The sequence below is a fragment of the Pseudomonas sp. SIMBA_041 genome, from assembly GCF_046535095.1.
Classification (GTDB): domain Bacteria; phylum Pseudomonadota; class Gammaproteobacteria; order Pseudomonadales; family Pseudomonadaceae; genus Aquipseudomonas; species Aquipseudomonas mucoides.
In genome coordinates this window covers 360,144-385,238 of sequence record NZ_JAWRXJ010000003.1, presented here as the reverse complement: position 1 = coordinate 385,238, position 25,095 = coordinate 360,144, and the positions used below count along the sequence as shown (strand labels likewise).

General features: G+C 54.7%; 19 protein-coding genes and 2 pseudogenes. 8 read left to right on the top strand and 13 right to left on the bottom strand.

Annotated elements, in window-relative coordinates; translation table 11 throughout:
- Positions 1–369: 369 nt before the first annotated feature.
- The 4 genes from SB725_RS08795 to SB725_RS08780 form a co-directional block, all read right to left on the bottom strand.
- Positions 370–603, bottom strand: a complete 234-nt coding sequence (locus tag SB725_RS08795; RefSeq protein WP_410921716.1) for a hypothetical protein — start codon at positions 601–603, stop codon at positions 370–372.
- Between the two features lie 275 nt (positions 604–878).
- Positions 879–1,106 (bottom strand): AbrB/MazE/SpoVT family DNA-binding domain-containing protein, encoded by a 228-nt coding sequence (locus SB725_RS08790; protein ID WP_410921609.1) that lies wholly within the window; start codon positions 1,104–1,106, stop codon positions 879–881.
- A gap of 183 nt (positions 1,107–1,289) precedes the next feature.
- A complete protein-coding gene (locus SB725_RS08785; RefSeq protein WP_410921608.1) occupies positions 1,290–2,246 on the bottom strand; it encodes a DMT family transporter in 957 nt (318 codons plus the stop codon).
- Positions 2,243–2,815 carry a TetR/AcrR family transcriptional regulator gene (locus SB725_RS08780; RefSeq protein ID WP_410921607.1) on the bottom strand — a complete coding sequence of 191 codons (573 nt, stop codon included), beginning with the start codon at positions 2,813–2,815 and terminating at the stop codon, positions 2,243–2,245. The genes SB725_RS08785 and SB725_RS08780 overlap by 4 nt, the downstream gene beginning before the upstream one ends.
- A 612-nt stretch (positions 2,816–3,427) precedes the next feature.
- On the opposite strand from SB725_RS08780, the gene SB725_RS08775 reads away from it, so the two are divergent.
- Positions 3,428–4,420, top strand: a complete 993-nt coding sequence (locus tag SB725_RS08775) for a TerC family protein (protein WP_410921606.1) — start codon at positions 3,428–3,430, stop codon at positions 4,418–4,420.
- Between the two features lie 251 nt (positions 4,421–4,671).
- Here the strand turns inward: SB725_RS08775 and SB725_RS08770 are convergent.
- The 6 genes and pseudogenes from SB725_RS08770 to SB725_RS08745 all read right to left on the bottom strand — a co-directional run.
- Positions 4,672–4,803: pseudogene (locus tag SB725_RS08770) on the bottom strand (DUF2256 domain-containing protein); the annotation flags it as partial.
- Positions 4,800–6,339: pseudogene (locus SB725_RS08765) on the bottom strand (cryptochrome/photolyase family protein). The pseudogenes SB725_RS08765 and SB725_RS08770, both read right to left, overlap by 4 nt.
- A gap of 25 nt (positions 6,340–6,364) precedes the next feature.
- Positions 6,365–6,670 carry a DUF6482 family protein gene (locus tag SB725_RS08760; RefSeq protein ID WP_410921605.1) on the bottom strand — a complete coding sequence of 102 codons (306 nt, stop codon included), beginning with the start codon at positions 6,668–6,670 and terminating at the stop codon, positions 6,365–6,367.
- A 14-nt stretch (positions 6,671–6,684) separates the two neighbouring features.
- Positions 6,685–7,395: an SDR family NAD(P)-dependent oxidoreductase gene (locus SB725_RS08755; protein ID WP_410921604.1), complete on the bottom strand. Its 711-nt coding sequence runs from the start codon at positions 7,393–7,395 to the stop codon at positions 6,685–6,687.
- Between the two features lie 35 nt (positions 7,396–7,430).
- Positions 7,431–7,991 (bottom strand): GTP cyclohydrolase I FolE, encoded by a 561-nt coding sequence (gene folE, locus SB725_RS08750; RefSeq protein WP_410921603.1) that lies wholly within the window; start codon positions 7,989–7,991, stop codon positions 7,431–7,433.
- Positions 7,992–8,145: 154 nt separating this feature from the next.
- Positions 8,146–8,610, bottom strand: a complete 465-nt coding sequence (locus tag SB725_RS08745) for a thiol-disulfide oxidoreductase DCC family protein (RefSeq protein ID WP_410921602.1) — start codon at positions 8,608–8,610, stop codon at positions 8,146–8,148.
- A gap of 384 nt (positions 8,611–8,994) precedes the next feature.
- Between SB725_RS08745 and SB725_RS08740 the strand changes: the two genes are divergently transcribed.
- Both SB725_RS08740 and SB725_RS08735 read left to right on the top strand, forming a co-directional pair.
- Positions 8,995–9,459 carry a DUF3429 domain-containing protein gene (locus SB725_RS08740; protein WP_410921601.1) on the top strand — a complete coding sequence of 155 codons (465 nt, stop codon included), beginning with the start codon at positions 8,995–8,997 and terminating at the stop codon, positions 9,457–9,459.
- Positions 9,456–10,775 carry an ABC1 kinase family protein gene (locus tag SB725_RS08735; RefSeq protein WP_410921600.1) on the top strand — a complete coding sequence of 440 codons (1,320 nt, stop codon included), beginning with the start codon at positions 9,456–9,458 and terminating at the stop codon, positions 10,773–10,775. Before SB725_RS08740 ends, SB725_RS08735 begins: the two co-directional genes overlap by 4 nt.
- Positions 10,776–11,025: 250 nt before the next feature.
- On the opposite strand, the gene SB725_RS08730 is transcribed toward SB725_RS08735, so the two are convergent.
- Positions 11,026–11,268, bottom strand: coding sequence for an AbrB/MazE/SpoVT family DNA-binding domain-containing protein (locus SB725_RS08730; protein ID WP_410921715.1), 243 nt, complete (start codon positions 11,266–11,268; stop codon positions 11,026–11,028).
- Positions 11,261–13,084: an NAD(P)/FAD-dependent oxidoreductase gene (locus tag SB725_RS08725; protein ID WP_410921599.1), complete on the bottom strand. Its 1,824-nt coding sequence runs from the start codon at positions 13,082–13,084 to the stop codon at positions 11,261–11,263. The genes SB725_RS08730 and SB725_RS08725 overlap by 8 nt, the downstream gene beginning before the upstream one ends.
- A gap of 243 nt (positions 13,085–13,327) precedes the next feature.
- Here SB725_RS08725 and SB725_RS08720 point away from each other — a divergent pair, with 243 nt between their 5' ends.
- The 5 genes from SB725_RS08720 to SB725_RS08700 all read left to right on the top strand — a co-directional run bounded on the left by SB725_RS08720 (position 13,328) and on the right by SB725_RS08700 (position 22,495).
- Complete coding sequence (locus tag SB725_RS08720; protein WP_410921598.1) at positions 13,328–15,223, top strand: sigma-54-dependent Fis family transcriptional regulator; 1,896 nt, start codon at positions 13,328–13,330, stop codon at positions 15,221–15,223.
- Positions 15,224–15,482: 259 nt separating this feature from the next.
- Positions 15,483–15,698: a hypothetical protein gene (locus SB725_RS08715; protein WP_410921597.1), complete on the top strand. Its 216-nt coding sequence runs from the start codon at positions 15,483–15,485 to the stop codon at positions 15,696–15,698.
- 302 nt (positions 15,699–16,000) lie between these two features.
- A complete protein-coding gene (locus SB725_RS08710) occupies positions 16,001–18,772 on the top strand; it encodes a UvrD-helicase domain-containing protein (RefSeq protein WP_410921596.1) in 2,772 nt (923 codons plus the stop codon).
- 491 nt (positions 18,773–19,263) lie between these two features.
- On the top strand, positions 19,264–21,852 hold the full coding sequence (locus SB725_RS08705; RefSeq protein ID WP_410921595.1) for a hypothetical protein: 2,589 nt from the start codon (positions 19,264–19,266) through the stop codon (positions 21,850–21,852).
- A 58-nt stretch (positions 21,853–21,910) separates the two neighbouring features.
- On the top strand, positions 21,911–22,495 hold the full coding sequence (locus SB725_RS08700) for a hypothetical protein (protein ID WP_410921594.1): 585 nt from the start codon (positions 21,911–21,913) through the stop codon (positions 22,493–22,495).
- A 184-nt stretch (positions 22,496–22,679) separates the two neighbouring features.
- On the opposite strand, the gene SB725_RS08695 is transcribed toward SB725_RS08700, so the two are convergent.
- The gene (locus SB725_RS08695; RefSeq protein WP_410921593.1) at positions 22,680–24,986 is read right to left on the bottom strand and encodes a DUF262 domain-containing protein; all 2,307 of its coding nucleotides are present in this window, start codon (positions 24,984–24,986) and stop codon (positions 22,680–22,682) included.
- Between the last annotated feature and the right edge of the window lie 109 nt (positions 24,987–25,095).

Sequence of the window (25,095 nt, the reverse complement as noted above, 5' to 3'; positions counted from 1 at the left end):
ATTGACTGATGCCATCTTACGTTTGTGACGCCAAATCGCTCTGCAAACTCAACGATGGCTGAGTAGCTACCCTCCCAGCTCGATGGTCTTTCTTGTATATCAGCGGGCGAATCAAACAGCGCGTAACACACGGCATCGTGCGAAGTGAGATGGTTGGCAGGAAGCTCAAACACCCTACGTTGACCCTGGAAGGCGTAGCAGATCGTAAAGCCCATAGCGCATCCCCACAAAAAGACTACTGGTGATTGGTTCTGAGCATAGCCAGCCAAACAACAACTCAATAGGGAGAAAGCCACCGCTTATCGGGACGGACTCAACCCCAGCTCTCTGAATTTTGCTGAGGGGGCTTACCGTGAGGTGCTCCGTCGTTCATAACCATGATTCCGCAATACGGCGGTCTAGCTCTTCCCAATCAGCCATGCCAAGCACCCTGGTGGTATTGAGACCGCGCAGGTAGCCCCTGAGCTGATTTGCCGATGTGCGCAGGTCGTCAGAGCGAGCATTGTCATCATGTAGAGCTTCTTCGTAGAGACACAGGTACTCGGCCACTCGATCTCGGAACTCCGGCACCACTGCTTCGCGGATCAGGTCAAAGGTTCGCAGCTTCTGATTGGTGTTCACGGTGTCACCCTGGCTGATGTTGTTTTGGTTAGATGATCAAACTTCAATGTACCTCATGCGCCGTCGCCTACAGCCGCAGTACCCTGATTCCTCTCGGAGGTTCAACGCCTTGGGCAAGCGCTCGCCTGGCGTCTTTGGTGAGCTGGTCAAGCGCCTGCTCTTCAAAGGCTGCCACCATGGGCTGGCCTTTCTGATTATCAGCAGCGCCAGCTCGGACGGAAACACCACCTTGTCGGCAGGCAGGTATGCTCGACTTCTCATGTGCCCTTGGCATGGCCAAGCTGTCCGTTGTCCCAGGCTTCAGTGAGTTCGTCTATTCGATCCGCGATCTGAGGCTTTTTTGATAGGACAAGGCATCGCGTGTTACCGACAAATTCTTCAATCAGATACATGGCGTCACCGACGTCCAATTCCAGTTCCTGCAGAGCCTCATCAGGAATCCGGATTGCACCGTCACCATCCCATTCTTCGATCATGATTTTCATAGGTGGCTTTCTCACGTGCGGGCTCCAATGATTCTGAGTGGGCGATGGTGCCGTGCTTTTGCGTAAAGACTCACAGCGCAGAGAGCAACGCTCGAGTTGTGCACGCTCCGAGGTACTTAACAGGTCGATCAATCCAAAGTGGACACCTGAAATGCCCATGCCGGCAATTTTGGCGAAGACCAGTTATCCCGCCATGCTCTCGATACGTATTTGCCTGCGATAAAAGGCGCGTATAGCCCACACCACGCCTACGAATAGCAACCCTGTCCCAAGAGCTTCCATAGGAGAGGGCCAGCGCTGGTTGATGGCCAGGCCCATCGCAGTCGCGTAAAGGGTTTCGCTGGCGATCAATTGCCCGCTGAGCGCCAGAGGTAGGCGCCGAGTTGCGATTGACCATGCCCAGGCACCTGCAAGGGTGGCCCCTAACCCCTGAATTAACCCACAAACTATTAGCGCCTGAGTACCTGCTAACCCGCTCGGCTGGCTAGCGAAGTGGGACAGTTTTAAGTACAGCCCAACTGGGATGAAGGCCAGCATTTCGAGGCTGCACATGAAGATCAGCATGGCTGACCACAACATGGGAGTTATGCTTGGGCGTTGAGCCAAAGCACTTTCATTTAACAATCCAAAACCAGTCCAAAATCCAATTGCCATTAACGATGCGAGCAGCCCAAGCAGTATCGAATTGGTCGGGAGCACCACCGTTGCGCTGCTAAAATCAAACATGCTCATGTTGACCAAACTTATGCCCAATGCCGCCACCAGCAGTGGCCCGGCAATAGCGCGCCAGGGCACGCTGGAGCTTCGCAAGTTGCCGGCAATCGCGAGCACAATCGGTACTGACCCCATCATCACCGGAGGGATCACCGGCCCAGCTGCCAAGACCGCAGTGGTGATCAGGAAGAAGTAGCCGATGTATCCTAAGAAGCCCAGCAGTGCGGCGCAGGCCCAGTCGCTCAGTCGCAATTGCCGCACTTCGCTACGGTAAACAAACAGCACGAGCAGGCTACCTAAGCCGGCAAAGGCATAGCTCACCACAGCCAGATCAAAAAGGCTGTAATCGCCGACCAGCCCCGGAAAGATGTAGAGCAGCGACCATGAAAAAGTGGCGGCAATGGCCGCTATCAAACCTAGGGTCATACGCTCTGCTCCTGCTGGCCCTGCTTCCGGATCCAGCAATGAGCTACGTGTCGGGCAGTGTCGAACACCCGCACGTCCTGGCCCATGGCGCCGCTGACAAAACTGCCCTCCAGCAAGATAAACAGCCCCTCCGCAACTACGTCCGGGTCGCTTATACCGGCGCTCATGGCCAATGCAGTAAGATTTTCGCGTATCCCTTGCTTATGCCTGCTCACAGCCAAATGCACAGGGTGGCTAAACTGGGGGAATTCAGCCGCACTGTTGACGAACAGGCACCCGCGTCCGCTATCTTTCAAAAGAAAGCGTTGATACAAATCAAAGAACGCTAGCATGCCGCTGACCGGGTCAGGATGCATAGCCAAGGTGCGCGCTACCTCTTCACGCCAGCGTCGGTCACGCTCCTCAAGGCAAGCAACTATCAGCGCATCCTTGGAGGGGAAATGGCTGTAGAGCGTCATCTTGGTAACACCCGCCATCGCGGCGATGGCCATCACACCAGTAATGTTGATACCTTGTGACAGAAACAGCTTCAGCGCTGAGTCAATCAAGCGCTCACGGGTATTGTCCATTTAAGGCACTCCGGCAGAGGGACGGAGCTGAATATACTGACCGGTAAGATTGGGGTGCATCCAAATACGACCTGAATCATGGCAGCTACGACACAGGCGGCACCATGCCGACGCGGCAGTAAATCGTAGGATTTGGCCAATCAGCGAATATCCCTGAGGGCGCCGTTGGCCTCAATGCGGCGATAGCCTTCGTCATATCTAAACTCGCAGCACGCCCCCCCTAAACTAAACGGGCGTCCGACAAGGCGTCCGTTTTTTTGCGCTATTGCGTTATTAACTTAGAGGAGCTTTGCCTTTCGCGGTCTTTCTTCGGTACCGGTCTTACGTTTAGGACGTTCAGGCTAATTTAATCGCTAAGTTCGGCAACAAAAACCCAGGGAGCCAGCCCAGGTTCTGTTAAAGATTCTCTGGATGCAGATATCATTTCTGCATATCGGTATTCCGACTTTCGATGCGGCCTACCAGCTTGAAATACCTTGCAAACCTTGCGTGATTGAGAAATCCCACGCGTCTCTCTAGATTTAATTTCGCAATGCCGGGCCCCTCTGACAGCTAATCGCTGCCATGTCGGAGTTGCAGTTTTTATAACTTCGACACTGAGAGGAGGGGCTCATGATTGCCCTAGAACCATTCTTCTTGGCCGAGCTTCTCGGCACCGCCACTTGGTTGTGGCTAGTCTTTATAAGCATCGTGATGGGCCTGTTGGCCTTCGACCTCGGGGTGCTACACCGTGAGCATCGAGAGATCGGCGTTAGTGAAAGTCTACTGCTGTCTGCTGGCTATATCACTGCTGGTTTGCTGTTCGGCCTCTGGGTCTGGCAGGTCAAGGGCGGTGACGCCGGGATGGATTTCTACACCGGTTTTCTAATCGAGAAATCGTTGTCGATGGACAACGTGTTCCTGATGGCGATGATCTTCAGCTTCCTCTCTATCCCGCGTAGGTATCAGCACGAGGTGCTGTTCTGGGGCATTCTCGGTGTAATCGTGCTGCGCGCGATAATGATTGGCCTGGGGGCGGCGCTGATCGCCGAGTTCAGCTGGATTCTGTATGTGTTCGGCATCTTCCTGCTGTTAACCGGAGTGAAGATGCTGTTCAGCAAGGTTGATGCCCATCCAAACCTTAGCGAAAACCTGCTGGTGAAGTTCCTGCGCAAACACGTGCGGGTGACCGAGCGACTGCATGAAGGGCACTTCTTTGTCCGTCAGGCAGACGCCAGCGGCAAGTCCGTGGTCTGGGCAACGCCGTTGTTCTTAGCCTTGGTGCTGATCGAGTGTGCCGACCTGGTGTTCGCCGTGGACAGCGTGCCGGCGATCTTCGCCATCACCCAAGACCCCTTCATCGTCTACACCTCGAACATCTTCGCCATCCTTGGACTGCGTGCGTTGTATTTCGCCCTGGCGGCGATGATTCACCGCTTCGCCTACCTCAAGTACGCGCTGGCGCTGGTACTGGTGTTTATCGGGGGCAAGATCTTCCTGGTCGGCATCATCGGCAAGATTCCGGCGGCCATTTCACTGATCGTGACCTTGGGTCTGCTGCTGGGCGGTGTGCTGCTGTCGCTGTGGAAAACCCGCGACCAAGCCTCTGCTGGCTCGCAGGAGTAAATCAGAAAAGGTGGCGGCCGCCAGTTGGCTGCCTCCTAGAAAATTGGCGACTTTGAGAAATGGGGACAGTGACGGACTCGGCATTCAAGTCGAGCGTGGCTATAGCGCCAAGGGCAGTACTGGAAACGCCAGTGGATCCCCTCTGATCAATCCACATTGCTATCGACTAAATAGCGCCGGCAAGCGCGAGCTGGTTTTCGTGAAGGGTTTAGAGTACGTCTGGCATTTGGGGAGGGGATGACATGGCATCCACTGCTTCTGCGCCGTTGGCAACGCTCCGAGCAGTAGCGCACCTCAGCCCAGCAGCGCGCCCATTTCTTGCGCCATGCGAAAGGTAATCCGCAGACCGCACAGGTTTTGATCGGTAGTTCACTCCTCTTCAAAACGACTCCCCGACATCCAGTTTGGCGAGCAGTTTCTGGCCACGATCCCAGAGTGCTTGCTGCTTGGATTCAGTCATACGATCGAGGTTTTTATAGGCCATGCCCATACGCTGATTGCTACGCAGAAGGTCGCCATGACGTATTAGAAAATGCCAGTAAAGCGAATTGAAAGGGCAGGCGTCGTCGGTCGTATTTTCACTGACTTTGTACGCACAATTACGGCAGTAGTCAGACATGCGCTTTATATATTGACCACTGGCGCAGTAAGGCTTGGAGCCCAGGTAACCATCATCGGCGTGCATGACCATGCCCAATGTATTGGGTAGCTCGACCCAGTCGAATGCGTCCATGTAGATCGCAAGGTACCAGTCGCAAATCTGGGGCGGCGCGATGCCGGCCAGCAGTGCAAAGTTGCCGGTCACCATCAGCCGCTGGATGTGGTGTGCATAAGCATATTTCAAACTTTGGCCGATCGCTTGGCCCATGCAATTCATCTTGGTGTCGCCCGTCCAATAGAACTCTGGAAGCGGTCTGCTGTTGCCAAACAGATTGCCTCCGGCGTAGTCGGGCATTTTCAGCCAGTAGACGCCCCTTACATATTCACGCCAGCCAATGAGTTGACGGATAAAGCCTTCGGCGGCGTTTAATGGAATGTTGTCCGACCAATACGCAGCCTCGACGTCGCTGCACAATTGACGCAGATCCAGCAGGCCAATATTCAGCGCGGCGCTGATCCGCGCATGGAACAGGAAAGGTTCATCACTGGCCATCGCATCCTGGTAGTCGCCGAAGGCTGCCAGACCCCAGTCGAGGAAGTAATCCCACAACGCTTGGGCATCGGCATGGGTTACCGGGTAATCAAAAGTGTCGAGTGCGCCGTAGTGGCTGGAGAAGTTTTTTGCGACCAGCGACAGCACGTCCTGGGTTATTGCATCTGCCGAAAAGTGCATGGGCGAGGGGGCTCTTAAGCCTTTGGGAAGCGCCTTACGGTTTTCGGCATCAAAGTTCCAGGCGCCGCCGACCGGGCTGCCGTCGCCGTTGAGCAACAGGCCACTCTTGCGTCGCATCTCACGGTAGAAAAACTCCATGCGCAGCTGCTTTTTGCCTTCGGCCCAGGACGCAAACTCGAGTCGGGTGCAGAGAAAACGGGTATCGGTATGCCACTGGATCGCCAAGCCACAGTCTTTCAGCGACTGCTCCAGGCGCCAGTCACCGCATTCTGTCAGGTGCAGCTCATCCGGTTGCAGCAGTGAATGCCAGCGCCGAAACTCTTCCGGTACCGATCCGCTATTTTGCGGATCATCGAGCGTGACGTATTGCACGCGGATGCCACGCTGCTGCAACGCCTCAGCAAAATGGCGCATCGCACTGAAGATCAGTGCGATTTTTTGCGGGTGATGGGGCACATGGCTGGCTTCCTCCATCACTTCGACAAGCAAAAACCGTATCGCGCTCGCTGTCCAGCCCCTTCAATGAGGCCAGGTCAAAAGACAACTGGTCGCCCAAGACCAGGCATAGTCGGTGAGTCTTGTTCATTTGACAGAGTCCAACGGAAGATGACTCACCAAGGCGCAGTCAGCGAGAAAGGAATGCGTAACGACCCAATGGGCTCTTCACGTGAACCGCACATCTCGTCATGGACGCACTGCTGCACAAGCACGCAGGGAAATGGCGGGACAAACTGCAACAACTCACGCAGGTGATTGATGGAGCGAAGGTGCATAGGCTTTGCTTCGTCGTCCAGCAGTGTGAACTGGCCTTGATCCAGCCCGACTCGCGCCAGATAAAAACCACCTTCCAGAGACAGCAGCTCCAGCTCTCGTACTTCTCCATTCGCGGCCCGTTCGGTCAACGCTTGCAGATTCAAGGTGCACTCCCGGCCTACCACGGTAGGCGTTCTCCGTTATAAGCAAAAAAATTGCCGCTGTCGGCAGGCGCCAAGCGGTCAATCAGTGATAACAATTCGCGGGCAGCGAGGCTTGCAGGCCTGGCGGCAGAAGCGCCTTTAAAGGGCTGGGACAGGCCCGAGATGACCGTACCTGGATGAAGAGTCAGCAAGCGGGTCTGAGGGCGGGTTCGTGCCAGTTCGATCCCAGCCGTTTTAATCAACATGTTCAACGCTGCCTTGGAGGCGCGATAGGTATACCAGCCGCCCAAACGGTTATCACCGATGCTGCCCACCTTGGCGGAGAGCACTGCCATCGCACCACGAGGGTCAAGCAAGGGCAGGAAGTGACGCAAAACCAGTGCAGGGCCGAATGTGTTGACTTGGAATATCGCCTGAAGCGCATCCGCTTCAATAGCGGAGTAACTTTTTTCAGGCTTAATATCGTCGCGATGGAGCAGACCGGCAGCATGCAAAATCAACTGATATGGGGCTTCTTCGGCTAATTCAGCGGCTGCGCTGGCGATACTGTCGGGCTTTTCCAGATCCAATCCTGGAGCACTATTGCGCCCCAGTTCACGAACAACCGAGCATCTTGGATCTTCGTTGAGCAACTCACAAAACGCCGCGCCGAGCGCTCCACTGGCGCCTATGACCAAGGCCCGGTAGCCCTCGCCAAGGGAGTTCATCTCAAAGGAACTGTTCATTTAGCCTCTCCGCAGACAGACGTGATCTATTGACGCTAAGCGAGTCGCCCTATCAGTTGCAGGAACTCGAGACGCGTAGCAGATGACTCGCGAAAGGCCCCCAGCATCACTGAGGTCGTCATCACCGAGTTTTGCTTTTCCACGCCCCGCATCATCATGCACATGTGCTTTGCCTCAATGACCACGGCCACGCCGGCCGCATCGGTGATGTGATGGATGGCATCAGCAATTTGTTTTGTGAGGTTTTCCTGAATCTGTAAGCGGCGGGCAAACATATCGACCACTCGTGCGACCTTGGACAGGCCCAATACCCTTCCTGTGGGGATATACGCGACATGAGCTTTGCCGATGAAGGGCAGCATGTGGTGCTCGCACAATGAATACAGTTCGATGTCTCGCACGATGACCATTTCGTCGTTTAGCGATTCGAACAGTGCGCCGTTGATGACTTCCTCCAGATTCATCGTGTAGCCGTTGCACAGATACTGCATCGCTTTGGCTGCGCGCTTGGGCGTGTCCAGCAGTCCTTCACGCTCAGGGTTCTCGCCTACGGCGACGAGAATTTCACGGTAATGCTCGGCTATTGATGGGTTCATTTAGATTCCTTGCAGCCATGCTGCGCTTCATGTGACGGCAATCCTTGGCTGTAGGGGCGTTTCTGCTGCGCACGATCTGACGCAGATAACACCAGCATCGCGAGATCAACTGAGGATCAAGTTCTTCGTCAGCCCGATACCAACGCGTAGCGTTCTAGGGCTGCTTTGTTTTGACGGTGAGCAGCTCGTCGCGTGTGGGTTTTGCTTCCGGCATCGAGCAACGGTTATCGACACATCGACGGCGGCCATCCGGGTGAGGTAACCACGCCAAATGGGGACGGAGACGGCAAAACAGGCGATAACCGAGCGCAAGCAGCGGTCTGATTACACGCCAAGTCAGCGGCGTGGCCCAAAATCCCAGGCCGGCGGCACGCCAGCTACATAGGGTAGCGTCCAAGCCGTTAACCCAGCGGCCATCGGCGAAACAGGCATGAAGAGTCGCCTGCATTTGCTCGAACGTGAAACCAAGTGCTTTGGCGTCGAACTCAGGACTGTCTATGTCAACAAACAGCAGTCGGCTCTCTGCGGCGTGGCGGCGCAGGATCGTGATTTCACGGGCACACAAGGGACAGTTGCCGTCAAAGTACAACGTCAGTGGCCAATGCTCTTTATTGTACATTGATTGTCGTCTTGTATAGGTTTTGTATAAGATAGGCCCAAAAAAACGACCTGACAATCATGGTCATTCCTTTACCGTGAATTGCCCCTATCAGCGTTGGCTTTTTGGAGCGGATGGCATCTGCACTCACATTCCGGCACGGACGCACCTACGCATTCCGGCGAAGGCTCGGATCGACGCGCGTCCGACATTGGAGCGCTATGGCTGGATTTGGCATTTTTTGGGTGACCTACTGACGCCAGAACGGCCGGCTCTACCGACGCTTGACTGGGTCGTCGATTCAGCTGAAAGCGTGGTGTCCGGTCATTTCGATTGGGAGGCAAGTTGGGATCGTGTGATCAAAAACAGCCTCGATTTTGCGTATGCTCGCTGCAAGGAATACAAATGAACGCGCTGCCTTCAACCTCTCTGCCAAAGCTCGTCAGCCTGCTGGGTTATGGCGGTCTGTTGCCGTTTATTTTTTTGGCGCTGCTGATCCCGTTCTCTCTCGACTATCGGCCGTTGTTTGCGATTGCCCTTGTTAACTATGGCGCAGTCATCCTGAGCTTCGTCGGCGCCTTACACTGGGGCTTCGCCATGACCGTGCAAGACATGAGCGCCGAGCAGGGCCGCGACCGGTTCATCTGGAGTGTCATTCCTGCGCTTATTGCTTGGATTGCCACGTTACTGCCAATGCCATTGGGTTGCTTATTGTTGGTCATCGGCTTAGTTGTCCACCTCCGGCAGGACAGGCGGCTGTTGCGGGTTACGAGCTTGCCCGCCTGGTACCTGCCGATGCGATTACGGCTTACCCTCGTGGCGAGCGTCTGCTTGCTGCTTGCCGCGATCGTTGAGGCGCTTCATTCATGAAGCCTCGTGTGCCCGGCTCGTTGCCCGTGCCCGGCAGCCGCTTATCGCGGTTGATGCGTTTTGGCAGTTTGGCATCGGGCGTCGCGGGCGGCATGCTAGCCGAAGGCGCTCGGCAGTGGGTTCAGGGCAAACGTCCCGCGCTCAGCGAACTGCTGTTGACCTCGGGTAATGTGCATCGGGTGGTCGAGCAACTGTCGCAATTGCGTGGCGCCGCCATGAAGGTTGGGCAGTTGTTATCGATGGATGCAGGTGATTTGTTGCCGCGCGAGTTCAGCGAAATCCTTTCTCGTCTGCGTTGCGACGCTCATTCTATGCCCATGAGCCAGTTGGTGGCAGTCCTCAACGAAAGCTGGGGCAAGGGCTGGGAGGGGCGCTTCGAACGGTTTTCCTTCACGCCATTGGCGGCAGCGTCCATCGGCCAGGTTCATGCTGCGAAAGATAAGGACGGCCAACGCCTGGCGATCAAGGTGCAATACCCTGGCGTGCGCGAGAGTATTTCCAGCGATGTGGATAACGTTGCTACCTTGCTGCGCATGTCCGGGATGCTGCCTAAGGGCATGGACGTCAGCCCATTGCTTCAAGAGGCCAAGCGTGAGCTACAGGATGAAGCGGACTACATGAAAGAAACCGAGCACTTACAGCGCTTTGATCAACTGTTGGCGGACAGTCCTGACTTTCTGGTTCCTCGTGCGTATGCCCAGTTCAGCACGCCGAATATTTTGGTGATGTCCTTCGTTGACGGGGTAGCGGTGGAGTCACTAGAGCACGCGCCCCAGGCAGAGCGCGACCGGATCATGATGTTGCTGTTCGGCCTGTTTCTGCGCGAGGTGTTCGAGTTCCAGTGCGTGCAGACCGACCCTAACTTTGCCAACTACCGTTATCAGCAAGACTCCGGCCGGATGGTATTGTTGGACTTCGGCGCCACGCGACTTTATGACCGCAACACTACCGAGGCTTATCGCCGCTTGTTGATTGCAGGCCTGCATGAAGACCGTGCCGCCATCACTAATGCCGCGCTGGACGTCGGCTACTTTCAGCCTGAAACGCTGCCCAAACACCGAGCGGTGCTCACTGATCTCATTACACAGGCCTGCGAGCCGCTGAGGCATCAAGGTGCCTATGACTTTGCGACGTCTGACCTGGCCGTACGCCTACGTGATACCGGTTGGGAACAAGGTGCCGACCGCGACTTCTGGCACACGCCACCTGTGGATGTACTGTTTCTGCATCGCAAGGTGGCAGGTTTGTACCTGTTGGCCGCGAAGCTGAAGGCGCGGGTGAATGTCCGGAGGCTGTTCGAGCCTTACGTGATTTGAGCGCTTTATGGACAATAAATGCTCGCCTTGGATACCGCTACCGCTTAGCCAGGCCTTTACATAATTCTTGGCCCGCAAGTATCTGATCTCTGATTCAATTGGCGATTTGCTGGGCTGCGGAGCTATAGCTGCATCGGCTATCGCTCATTCGGGCTTAAGCCCGGCTCGACCCAAAGTCTTCATATGCCCTGAGCGAGTCACTCCGCAGTTGGCCTGCCACGATTGATTCGAGAAGCGCGTTGCAGCTGCCTCATTTTGCCGGGGCGTCACCAAGCCGTCCGCCGTCCCAGGCTTCAGTGAGCTCGTCTATTCGATCCGCAATCTGAGGTGTTTTTGATAGAACAAGGCAGCGCGTGTTGCCAACAAATTCTTCTATCAGGTACACAGCATCGCCGACATCCAGCTCGAGCTCCTGCAGCGCTTCGTCCCGAATGCGTCCGGGGTATTGTGGAGAGGCGCCCAACCACGGCTGGGCGCCATTTGACTCAGCCAGTGTGGTGACTCTCGGCAAGGCCGTAGACGGACGTGTCGATGCCTTGGAAGCGCGCCTTTAACTGCAGCGCCAGATACAGCGAATAATGCCGTGACTGATGCAGGTTGCCACCGTGGAACCAGAGGTTTTCTTGCTGTGTTGGCTTCCACATGTTCCGCAGTTCGCCCTCGTATGGGCCAGGGTCATTCGTTGTTCCAGAACCCAAACCCCAGCAGCGGCCGACCTTGTCAGCGACTTCCTGGGAAATCAGCTTCGCCGCCCAACCGTTCATTGAACCATAGCCTGTGGCGTAGACAATCAGATCTGCTGCTAGCCGGCTGCCATCGTTGAGCACGACGGCATCTGCTTCGATGCGTTCGACACCCAGGCCAGGGGCACTCTTGAGCTTGATCGTGCCGTTGGCGATCAGTTCGGAGGCGCCGACGTCGATGTAGTAACCAGAACCACGGCGTACGTACTTCATGAAAAGGCCAGACTCGTCGTCACCGAAATCGAGCATGAACCCGGCCTTGGCCAAGCGCTCGTAAAAGTCCTTGTCACGCTCCTTGATCGCTTCAAAGATCGGTTGATGAAAGCTTGGCATTACCTTGTAGGGGATCGAGGCGAACAGCATGTCGGCCTTGTCGGTGGTCAAACCCGTCTCCAGGGCGTCTTCAGAGTAGAGCCCGCCGAAGACGAGATCCATTAAACTGTCGGAACGTACGATGTGGGTGCTGGAGCGTTGCACCATGGTCACCTCAGCACCGTTCTCCACCAAGTCGGCGCAGATATCGTGAGCCGAATTGTTCGCACCGATGACCACCGCGCGCTTGCCGCTCCAGGCGTCTCCGCCGGGATGGCGGCTGGAATGATGCTGCTGGCCATTGAAAACCTCGGCACCCGGATAACTGGGAACATTGGGTACTCCAGACATGCCGGTGGCGAGGATCAACTGGGTAGGCTGTAAAGTCACACGTTCGCCATCGCGCTGCACTTCAACCTTCCAGGTACCACTTTGCTCGTCAAAGTTGGCACTCACGCATTCGGTACGCGGCCAATAATTGAGCTCCATGACTTTGGTGTACATTTCCAGCCAGTCTCCAATCTGGTCTTTTGGGGTGAAGACTGGCCAGTGATCGGGGAAGGGCAGGTAAGGCATATGGTCGTACCAGACAGGGTCGTGTAGGCACAGCGACTTGTAGCGACCGCGCCACTGATCTCCAGGACGCTCGGCTTTGTCGACGATCAGAGTTGGCACGCCCATTCGCTTGAGCCGCGCAGCGAGCCCCAGCCCACCCTGGCCGCCGCCCACGATCAGGCAGTAAGGTTGGGTGGTGATGCCTAGCGAAGCTTCTTCATCTCGACGACGCTCTAGCCAGTTGCGTTTGTCGGCGTGGGTGTGACCATGACTTGCACCCATTGGACGACGGCGGCCACTGGGTTCTTCAAAGCCTTTGAGCTCGCGCATGGTTGTCAACAGCGTCCAGCACACACCGTCCTTTAGCCGTACGTAGCCTTTACCTCGCGCCGCTTCGGTTTCCAGGCTGATCCAACCTTCGAGCACACCGTCATTCAGCGTCGCCTCACCTTCCAGTTTCCATCGCTCAGGATGAGTCTGGTCGAGGCGTGTTTCGAGCATGTCTCGGATTGCAGGCTTGCCTTCCAAGGTCACTAAGTTCCAGCTGAAAAGTAGTAAGTCACGCCAGTGACACTCTTCGGCAAACAGTTCCAGTACGCCGTCCACATCACGTTGGGCGAGACGCTCGCCGAGGTTTTCGACCCAAGCCGCGAGTTGAGCAGTTGGCGTGTGCAGAGGTGTTTCAACAGCGATGTTCATGGGGCTTCTCCGATCTTGTTGTTTTTGTACAACTTGCCCCTGAGCAAGGCTCGGGCCACCTTCACGAAAGCCCAATTGCAGAGCGGCTGCTGCGGTGTTGCTCAGGCTTTGATTCGGAGATCTGTCACGATTCTGGAAATGGTGGATGACAGAGTGTCACTCGGTGCAAAAAGCGCTGGTTGCGATCTTTTCATATAAGCTGCGAACAGACCCGTGTCCTAACCGTAACGGAGAGCAAGAATAATGAAGCCGGCCTTGATCAACGCCCATGCACAACAAGTGCTGCAAGCCGTGCAGGGCACTCACGCCAATCACGGCCCTATTACTGACCGTGCCATCACACGATCCTGGCGCCGGTGCCTGGATCAGTATCAGCTCGATCCTGCCAGTCGCCGCGCACCTAACGTGGTTGAGCATCCACGCTTACAGGATCACCGCGCGCCACTGGAACACATCATCGCTGTGGCGCACTGGCAGATGAGCAACTTGCACCAACAGCTCGGATGTGATGGCCACGTGGTGCTACTCACTGATGCTCGCGGTGTGGCGATCGATAGTGTGTTCAACGAATCCGAACGAGTCGAGTTCCAGCGTTCGGGACTGTGGCTCGGTTCGGTATGGAGCGAGGATTGTGAGGGTACCAACGGTGTCGGCACCTGCCTGGTCGAGCGACAGCATGTCACCATCCGTCGTGATCAACATTTCCGTGGCAAGCATGCCGGCTTAACCTGTTCGGCCAGCCCAATATTTGATGCGAGCGGAGAATTGCTCGCCGTTCTTAATCTCTCTTCTGTGCGAGAGGAAGAAAGTCTCCAGCAGCACTTCAAAGCCATGGCGTTGACCAATCTGACAGCCAATTTGATCGAGAGCTGTTATTTCTTAGGGCATGATCCGCAGCGATACTTGCTGCGCTTCCACCCGGAGTCAGGCTTCGTTGGGCTATTGGGTGAAGGTCTGCTCAGTTTCGACGAGAGTGCCTGTATCTGTTCAGTCAATCATGCTGCGCTGGATCTGCTGGGCCTCAGTCGTAACCAGGTGGTTGGGGAATCTCTGACGAAGCTGCTCGCAACACCTATGGATCAGTTGATGAGTCAGGCCAGCTCTCAGCCGAGTGTCTGTTGGCCAATGCGGCTAGTAGACGGACGCCTGCTCTACGGACAGTTGCGAGAACCCTTACGCAAGGTGCCTTTAGTCTCTCCTGCAATCCCCAAAATTAACGACGTGCATGTGTGTCTGGAAGACCCGCGCCTGCAACGTGGCTTTGCTCGCGCATTACGTGTTTTAGAGCGTGATGTTCCGGTATTTTTACAGGGCGAAACCGGCACCGGCAAAGAAGCTTTTGCTGCGGCGCTGCACCGTGCCAGCTCGCGAGCGAACCAGCCGTTTGTGGCGATCAATTGCGCAGCCATCCCAGAAGCGCTGATCGAAAGCGAGCTGTTCGGCTATCGCGGCGGCAGCTTCACTGGTGCCCGTAAAGACGGGATGATCGGTAAGCTGGAACAGGCCCATGGCGGCATACTGTTTCTTGATGAGATCGCCGATATGCCACTGGCTTTACAAACTCGCTTGTTACGCGTGTTGGAGGAGCGTCAGGTGGTGCCCTTAGGCGGCGCGACGGCACGTCCGCTGGATGTCCGCCTCATCAGTGCCAGCCATCAGGATCTGCACGCCTGCGTGGCCGAAGGGCGCTTGCGCGAGGATCTGTTCTACCGCATTGCGGGGTTCGCCGTGCACCTTCCACCACTGCGCGAACGATCAGACAAGGGGCTTTTGCTCGACCTATTGCTGCGCGATGAAGGGGCTGGGGGCAGAATTCGGCTAGAGCCGGGCGTCAGAGAGCGCCTGCTGACGCAGCCTTGGCCCGGCAACGTCCGGCAGCTGCGTACGTGCCTGCGCACACTGGTAGCGTTGGCGTTGGAAGGGCGTGTGACCCTGGATGATTTGGAGGAGTTGCTGCCGGTAGTGCCAGCGACAATTGCGCTGGCAGAAAATCCGCTTGGAGTATCCGAACGGCAGACGCTGCTGACATTGATTGAGGCGGAGCACTGGCATATCGCCCATGTTGCCGCCCGATTAGGTATTAGCCGCAATACGCTCTATCGCAAACTGCGCCACCACGGTATTTCACGACCCGGTTGAATGCAGAATGACATCAGTCAAAGGTAGCACCTGATGTTGATTGTTGTAATCGCTCATTCGGGCAAGGCCCGGCTTAATGGTAGCGATTTAGCTACATCACGGAATGGTGCGACAAGCGTAATTGACACCTCGTGGCCCCCCCCTCCAGCTAGCGTCAAATCAGCCCGAGCTGGTGATTCAAAACCAGTTCATGCAACTGAAACACTGACGAAACATTCCGGCCATATGATTCGCGTCACTGAAATCCAGGGAGTTGGAGATGAATCGACCATCAAGAAGCATGCGCAAACTGCTCGACGCCGTTGCCACCAACAATGAGGCAGCGGCGCTTGATGTGATGCGTGCTGCTGAGCAGCTCCAAGATGAGGTGTTGCGCCAACGATTGCTCAACTTGATTCATCGGCTCAACCAAGACGCCAGTGACTTACGAATGGCGCGGGACGATATCCAAGGTGGTGCCATAAAGCTCGCGTGATCGGTCTCGCAGGATTTCTGTGTTCGCTCCTTCGGGCCAACGCGGCCCGGCTAAAACTTTGTTTTCTGGCGCAGCTGAAAACCGGCATGCGGCAATCCCACGCGGGAGTTGGAGCATCTCAACCATGTCGCAGAGGTGTTAAATCTTCAGTGGCCAGACCGAAACTGTCATCGACCCTATGCGGAGATCAAGGCCTCTTAACCGGAGCTTTTATTGCTTGAGCCAAAAGGCGAATTGATAGCTGGTCATTGCGAGGATTTGGGCTCTGGTAAGCTGGCTTCTTTTAGGCCGTGATCACCAGCATGACAATGCAATGGAAGCCATCTTGGTTAGGACGACTCCTCACACGCTCGAAGCCGTGGCAGCTGACCCTGGAGGGCGACCGGTTAATACTTCGTATCGGCGAGCGGGTTTATCCTCTCACGGCTGAAAATTTCGCCAGAGGCGGAATTAAACGTGGCCTGGTCTGGACGAGTGTGACGGTGTTCGTCGGGCATAAGCTCCGGCTAGATGGCTTACCAAACTCTGATCAGCCAACCTTGAACCAGGCGTTTATCCTCCTGGAACAACTCAAGCATCAACGACAATTCGAAGGGTACTACGCAAAAGTAACCCAGTGGCTTGCGGAAGTCGCTTGTGCGATAGAAACCGTAGATGCCAAGCAACGATGGTTCACCCACGACATGCAGCGGGATCTCTTAGAAGCAAAGCCTGCACTGGGCGTAAATGACTCTAGCCTGAGGGCGCTGTTTACGCTGCCAGAGGTTCAGTCAATGCTGGGGGATAAGGTCTCGCTCGTGAAGTCTCAGCTGGACGACTGGGCATCCGAGTGGCCTGAGCGGTGGGATGTCCGCAACGAGCAATATCTGGTGCGTGAACTCGAAGCCTGTAAGACCTTGCTGCAGAGGGTTGAGAGCAGACCGCTCACCGATGAGCAATCCCGTGCAGTTCTCTGTTTCGACAATCGAACTCAGGTTATCGCTTCGGCCGGATCCGGTAAGACGTCAACCATGGTGGCCAAAGCCATCTACGCGGTTCACCGGGAGTTGGTCGCTCCTGCCGCTATCATCATGTTGGCGTTTAACAAGGACGCAGCCACTGAACTGAAAGCGCGCGCTGCTGAGTCGCTTGTTCGCTTAGGAAAGGAAAACATCACAATCAACGCGATGACCTTCCACTCTCTGGGCCTGACAATTATTGGAGACGCAACCGGGAAGAAGCCACACGTTCCGGACTGGGCTTGCGAAACGCTCCTGGGGCTCGAAAAGCTGGCGGAATTAATAGATGCACTAAAGGATGGATCAGATGCCTTCCGTACCAATTGGGATCTCTTCCGCCTTGTCTTCGGCCGCGATTATTCTTCAATGTCGATTGAAGATTTGTTTGAGGCCTTTGATAGCGAAGGGAATGCGCGCCTCGTCAGCCTGAATGGCGATCGTGTGGCCAGCCAAGAAGAACGCCTGATCGCCAACTGGCTGTTCTACAACGGTGTGGAGTATGCCTATGAGAGGCCTTACGAGCACGACACCGCTACTGCAGAGCGCAGGCAATATTTCCCTGACTTTTACTATCCGAAGATCAATCTTTACCACGAGCACTTTGCCTTCGATGCCAACGGCCAGGCACCGGCACATTTTCAAGGCTACCTAGAAGACGCCAACTGGAAGCGGGCGCTTCACAAATCTAAAGGCACCCAGCTGATGGAGACCACGTCTCACCAGCTGAACTCAGGCCAAATATTCAATCATCTCAAGTTCGAGCTGACTTCCCGTGGGATTACCCTAGACCCCAACCCTGATCGACCCTTACCGGTATCAGGGTTGGCACCGATGGAGCACTTGGAGCTCATAAAAGTACTCCGATCGTTCATCACTCACTTCAAGAGCAACAGCCTCAACGAGAAAACGTTGTATGAGCGCCTCGATGCCCTCCCGGTGAATACCTTCAAGTACCGCTACCAGATGTTTTTAGAACTCGCGATTCCAGTCATCAGGGCCTGGGATAGGGCATTGCAGGTGGAGCGGGGCATCGATTTTGAAGACATGATCAACCTGGCTGCGGAACACCTCGAGCGTGGGCACAAATCTCCTTATCAGCTTGTCATGGCCGATGAATACCAAGATGCCTCGCGCGCCCGCGCTCGTCTGTGCCGAGCATTGGTGGCCGCTCCGCATCGATTCCTTTTCGCGGTAGGGGACGACTGGCAGTCAATCAATCGCTTCGCCGGCGCTGACGTCTCTGTCATGACAGGTTTTCGTGATTGGTATGGTCATGGGCAGGTTCTGCATTTGGAAACGACGTTTCGTTGTCCGCAGGCGCTTTGCGACGCCTCCAGTCGTTTTGTGTCCAAAAATCCTGCACAACTGAGGAAGAATGTTGTTTCAGTGACACCCGCAATCGGCCCGGCTCTCCAGGCGTACCAGGTGACAAGCCAGGGCGAGATACGTGACGCAATTGGTCAATACCTTGAGACGTTATATGCATGCCTCGTCGATGGCTCTGTGCCGCAAAATCGTAACGGAAAGATCACTGTTTTTGTTCTTGGTCGCTACAAGAACGACAGGCAATACGTCCCTGAAGGATGGGGGCATCGGTACGGCGATCAGTTGGAGGTGCGGTTCAAATCGATCCATACATCGAAAGGTGATCAAGCGGACTTCGTGATCCTTCCGGGAATGGTGGCTAAGGGTTTCCCTAACCTCAAAGGTGACGATCCGGTGTTTGGACTGGTGATGCCCGAAGGGGACACCTTTAAGCACGGCGAGGAGCGCCGTCTGTTTTATGTGGCACTGACTCGGGCTCGTCGATCAGTCGCTATGTTCACCGTATCCGGACGGTGCTCGCCATTCCTGGACGAATTGGTGAAGGATGGCGCAGTGACAATCACCAGCATCAAGGGCGAGGCTGTCCAGGAGGATCGATGCCCGGTGTGTAAGGTCGGAGTCATCGTGGAGCGCACCGGAAAATATGGGGACTTCAAGTCTTGTTCAAATTTTCCACGATGCAAATTCAAACCTAGACCAAATACGTCTTCCCAATCTAAGCGGAGTGCATTCCTGAACCGCAAGTTTTGAGGTGGGCTGCACTTGAAGTGATGGCCGTCACCAATTCGTTCACTATCGTACCTTAGGTGACTGGTCAATCCTCGGCCGTGCAAGGCGCCTCGCTCATCGAGCATGTTATCCAAAGTCGTAGTGAAATATCTAAAAGGCGCTGGTAATGTCCTAGCCACGTTCGTCAAACCATTAAGGGATGGAGACGAAAATAGAAGCCCCGGAGCCGCGAACCTCCGGGGCTTTGTTTTTTTCTACTCGGCAACCACGTAGGTATTCAACATATAACTTCACGGAAGGCTGCCGTGACTGGCTCCGACAGCGTGGTTTATCGGGTCATAGCTGTAGGCGGATGGCTTAACCTTTCAGTGGGCCACATTCAGAGCCGACTTCGGAACTCGCCGTTCGTGGAAGCATTAAATTTGGCGGAAGCTAGGCCTCGAGTGATTCGCGGGGACTGAGGTGTGGAACTACGCTGTGGGCCACTGTGTGGTGCATCGTAGGAGGTGTGTATGTCGAATGAGCTTGGCGCAGAACTAGCGGGACGAGTGAGATCCCGACCTCTACGAATAGCCTTTCTCGTCGAGTCGAGCGAGCATGCAGACCTCATGATGGATGGGATATTTGCTGACTGCTATTCGCGATGGGGTGGACGATTCAGTCTCATCGTGACGTGTGCGGATGGTCAAATTGTCGCGGGCTACTGGCAATGGTTAGAGGCTTTTGATCCAGACATTGTTTACTCCTATGTCGATTTGGCTGCAGAAGCAGTTCTTGAAATTCATGAGCGCTTAGTCCCAGGTTACTACGTCCCTCACCGCTTGGGCGGCGAACCGAGGCTAGATCTGTCTGGATTTCGACCGCAGTATCCAGCCGCTCTCTCCTCACTCTCCACTGTGTTTCGACTTGCTCGGCACCGTCCATTGGCAGCAGGGCCAAAAATCAAGATCATCGACAGTTGGAATTCGGAAAGGCCGAGTCGATTTTTGACTGACAACTTTGGTACCTACTACACGAGTGCGGCTACGGGCGTATATCCAAACGACGCTAGGTCAACAGCTGGTCTGCTGACAATCGTCTCGGACGATCATTATGAAAAGCGTGAATTCGGCGTACCACGTGACCTTGACCGCGTCGCTTCCGAAGAAATGGCCTTTGTTGATTTTGTGGGTAGGCGCGTCACAAGCATAAGTATGTTGTCGTCGTTGTATGCAACACGCCTTGAGATTCACGACTATCAATGGAGTGATGCATTCAACTTAGTGATCGGTGACTCATTCGAGGACAGGCTTATGTTCTGGAATGCGAGGCTGCTAATTCCTTCTTGGCTCGATAACGACTTATGCTGTTTCCGTATGACGCTTGATCAGCTGAAAAATGATGACATGCTTAACCAGCTCGTTCAGCTGCTTAACACGCGCAATCACGTGCATGGCGTCGGAGGTGGGCAATCGCAGCTTCGGGTACGCTCTGCGTCACACACTATTGATGAGCTTAACAAGGTACTTGAATTGCTCCGAGCAGCAAAAGCATGGAGCGCTCATGGGCCAGCTGAGGTCATTTCAGGTGGACATGTCATTCCGAGCGATGATTCGCTAAAACAAGCTCGTGAACAGGCCCAGTACTCAGACGGATTTAGATTTGGGGAGTGGCATGGGTTTCGGTGGAAGCCACCGGTTGCTCGCCCGCCGACAAAGGAGCCGGAGCACCTAAGGGATGCGCCACCGGGTCAGGTGTTCACGCTTGGCCTCTGGGCGCTCGATTTAAGTTTCGAGTATGAGCGAGATAAACCAAGACTCGCCCAGGACAACGTATGGATACTGCCGAAGAGGTGGCGTATGGCGGACGCCTTTAGCGCTAAGTTTGTAACCAAGGGATTCGCACAGAACAATCCTTCGCCGATGCATCGCACGAGTAGGCACGGCAACTTGACCGTATTTGCTGGCTTTAACCGGGAACTCGAGTCGATAACCGTTCCTAATATTGATCAGGCCTTCAGAAGCGCGATGTGCCACGATTCCGCGACAAGGCGTATCGGCCCTGACGATCCACCTTGGCCGCTAAAGAAAACAGCATGGATGAAACCCTCAAACGAGAGTCCCCATCTAACGGGCATTCTTGGAATGACAGGAGGTCTGGCAGGCGCTAAGAGCTTGCTCTTGCATCCGTTCTTGCAGGATGTTCTTGCTAGTTTAGGTGGAGCCCCCAACCTCGCGGATGCAGACGTTAAGGCCACCGCGAACGCGCTCGCAAAGCGTGCGAAAGGACGACCGGTTTTCGATCTTCAGCAGGAAAGTGAACGTGAAACCCTCGCCGCACTGATCGTGAAAGCCGCGCAGTCAATCAAAGCCCCTCGAATGCACCTCTCACTCGACTATTTACAAAAGTGTTGGAAAGTGCACAGAGAGCGGTATTGGGCGGAGCACCCATTACCTAAATTGGACGTCGAACAGAACGATGTAGATTGGGATGGTATGGAACAGCAGGCAATTGATGATCGGCTCGCTGAAATGAGGACGCGTCGGATGCTCTTTCAAGGATACCCTTGGAGCTGCGACACCTGCCAGCATCGAAATTGGACTGACTATCAGGCGTTGTCGCCTGCTCTTGTGTGCGATGTTTGTCGAACTGAAAAGGAGCTGCCCGTCGGTATACCTTGGCATTTTCGACCGAACGAATTCCTCATTGAAAGCCTTCGCTCTCGTAGTGTTTTGTCACTCGTCTGGCTCTTGTCAGCCCTTTGTGATCGAGCGGGTTCGTCGTTCATGTACCTTGGGCCGACTTGCTTTGGCTATTTGCCCGACTCCAGAAATCCAGATGTGGAAGCGGATCTACTTGTTGTCGTTGATGGTGAATCCATCCTCTGCGAGGTGAAGTCGGCCTGGCGCAGTCTGCGGGCCGCTCACATAGAGGACTTTGTCCACCTTGCGAAGCGCCTTAGGCCGGATCGGGCTATTTTGGCCGTCATGGAAAAAGGCAGTCGCCTCGATGAGGAAATGCGAACGGCTGAGACTGCCCTGAAGGCGGATGGCATTCAGTTCGAGTTGCTAACACTCGCAAATTACAGTGTCGAAGACGATCCGTACCTTCATGGCCGCTAACGAGTATTTGGAATGGCTATGCTGTAGGTTTTGATGAAGAAAGGCTTAGGAAAATATCATGAGAGACATTGAGGGAATTGAAAAAGTGGTAGCGCACCTTCAGCCGCATATGGCAGAGATTGAAGAGCGTTTCCACGCAGAAAATGAAAAATACATAAACCTCATGAATAGGCCACATGACATTATTGGTCGCCTCCTCAAATGTCATCTTGTCGTAGAGCACTACCTCGAACGCTTCCTGTCCGAGCATTACGGCATAGAAGATGTTCAAAGTGCGAAGCTTGGTTTTTTCAACAAAGTAGCGTTACTACCTGCCCAGGCCTCCAGTGCAGCATTCGTTAAGCCAGGAATTTTGAAGCTCAACTCACTCCGCAACCGGGTGGGTCACAACCTAGGAGCAGACATAAGCTTCGATGACTTGGGCCCAATTAATGGTGTGCTAAACGTCGCCCGACCAGGCATAGATTTTTACGCGCCGATTGATGCCATCGAGGCGTTCACCACCGTCGCTTGCACTTGGTTGATAGTCCCTCCTAAAAATCTCCAGCATCTATTTACAGAGGCATTCTCGGACGTTCGGCTCTACCCTGACATGGCTCGTGCCTCAAACATCAGTTTCAAAATCATAAGCCACATAGCTTGAAAGCTAAGATGACTAATCTCTTCACGGCGACAATCGAAGCGTTCTGGTTGTCGGTGTCGATCCGTGATGAGCCCATACTGAGCAGACACTTTGCGAATCAGTGCGCAGCCAGCCGACTGCTGCAGCGTCGGTGATCGACTGACTTTAGTGCAATGCCCGGGTTCCTCTGCCTCCAATGTGTCGGCTACTGGATCGATTCTCGCTTCGTTGAGACATCAAAGCTCTCGGCTTGTAATGCCCAAGACTGGAAATCAGGCTCCTTATAAAAGCGCGTGTATAGAGAAAATGCTCGTTGCTCGACGGCAATTTCAAAGCTCTTGGTGCGTTCGAAGCTCCAGCAGCGATCGCCAGACCCTTTAGCTGGTAGGCAATTTTTCCATAGCTGAGCTTGATCAAACTCTATTGCACTGGACTCCAACAAACCGAACGATTTGAGCTCTCGGGCTTCCCTCGCCAGCAAGTTTTCAGAGTCAATTTCTGGCACCAAATGAAGTTTTTTGGCCGGCGCCAGTGCACCATCACTCCGGTTGTCGCTGCTACCCCAGGCACGAATATTCCCTATGCAGTTGCCGATCACATAGGGCTTTTTCATGAACTCGAGAATTCGTGTGCCCTTGGCATAACCTGTCCAATCGCCCCAATGCAGATGAGGGACGATATGGTCGTAGTCGTAAGGGGTGTCTTCGTCACGCCCGGCTACGGGATCTCCATCCATATTGGCTACATAGCTGCGTTGAAGCCATAGTAATAAGGGATAACGATGGCTCGATGGAGTACACCAGTGCTGCCAGAAGTCGCAGAGCTGCTTGTCCGCCTCATCTTCTGGTAGTGGATTAAACCGATTCGCCCCGATGATTTCACTCGCATGGCTCACTCGCGAATCCGTCAATCCTGGTCGGGCTTTAAGAAGGGAAGGGGATGGCATAGCCAGTGCGAGGCCGTCTCTCAGAATGGCGTCCATCATGCGATACCCAACGGTTTCGCCCAAGTCGTTCAGGCTTGCTTCGGCCACCACTAAATAGGCTTTCTTGCTTGCCCTGCGGTTGTCTTTGATGCAAAGCCACCATTGGAGGACGAATCGAAGCGCATCGCAACGCCTGGATTCTTTTTGAACGGAGTCTGGGCCGGTCAGATATCCAACTTGCGAGAGCCGCAGTAAGACTTGCACGAGCGATCTAGAAAGGTGGGGTAAGGCATGCCTTGGCAATCCTGGATCAATTCCGCCACGGTAATCCAGGAGCCCAAGAACCTGGTCGAAGTACTGGCGCACGACATTGTGACTGAGCACGGGAAGAAAGGATCGATCAAGGAACCGATCCACTTTGATCAGCTTGTGAAACTCTTCCTTATCTGGGTTTTCCGGATCTGTCTTTATTTCGAGATCAGTTGCGCAAGCCAACCGTAGAGCCGTCAGGGCCAAGTCGGTGGGGGACATTAAACTGGCCACGCTGCCATGGCCGTCACCGGAATCATGATTATGCAACGCAGTGACCATCTGGTGCACTTCTGGACGCAAATGCTTGAGAATGGCGTAGACATAGTCGTTATCTGACAGCTTGGTGGAGTTAGAGCCAATACGGTTGAACAGCAGCGCCAGTGGAGGCTCGGTGCTGTCGGAAGCACTGGTGTCGAAAAGGCGCTCGTCGACGCGCAGCAAGGGGATCTGCGCTTCATCGATGCGCTCTAGGCCTGTGGCCAGAATCCCAATACGCTCGATAATAAGCTGTTGATGCTCTGGCTCGAGAGACTCCCACGCAGAAGTGACCTGTGTAGCAGCCGTCTGCAACGGAGAAGGTGATTGCAAGTTAGACAATACCTTTTGCTGCCAAACTGAAGATTGACCGTCACAGGCCTGCCACCACTGGATAAGCTCACGCAAATCTAAAGGTAAGGACTTTCTGTTGCTCCAAGGGCGCGTTTGCAGGAAGTCTGGGTGCTGAGTTTTCTCAATGCCAGCAAGGCTGACTTGATTCTCCCAAGCGGTCAGGGCCTTTCTACGGTCGGACAAGGGGAGCTTTACATTCGGCTTATCGCGGGAATACCCAAATGGTTGATTGCGTGTCGTAATCCGCAGGGTCAGTAGTTCACCCTTGCGTGGAGCGTCCGCAAAGTCGACCCAAATGCGATGCGAGATCGGCGTATGGCTGGGCAGAGGCCACCCGGCCAGCATGGCAAGTGTACGTTGCTGTCCATCCACTAAACCAAGGCGCCCGTACACTTGATTGGTTGCTGTCTGTTTGTGGCTTACCAAGTCGATGCTCTGGGCGTCTTCTGGAAGTTCGCTGACCAGTAGGGCGCCGAAGGGTAAGCCCTGGAAAAGGGTGTCCCAAAGTTGGATGATCTGCGAAGGCTTCCAAACAAATCCGCGCTGAATCATAGGCAGGGAGACTTGCCACTCATCAGGTCTATTGCCAGCAGCCCAGTCGAGCCATTCGCCCAATCTAGAGACACGAATGTTTTTTTGAGCATTGGTTGGATCGAAAAAAATCATGATGGGCTTCCTTGCATTCAAAGTGTTTATTCACAATGACCAAGCACGCGGGCTTCGCTGGCTTGGTTGTACTGATGCGAGCAAAAGTGATACTTAGGTGCTCGAACAG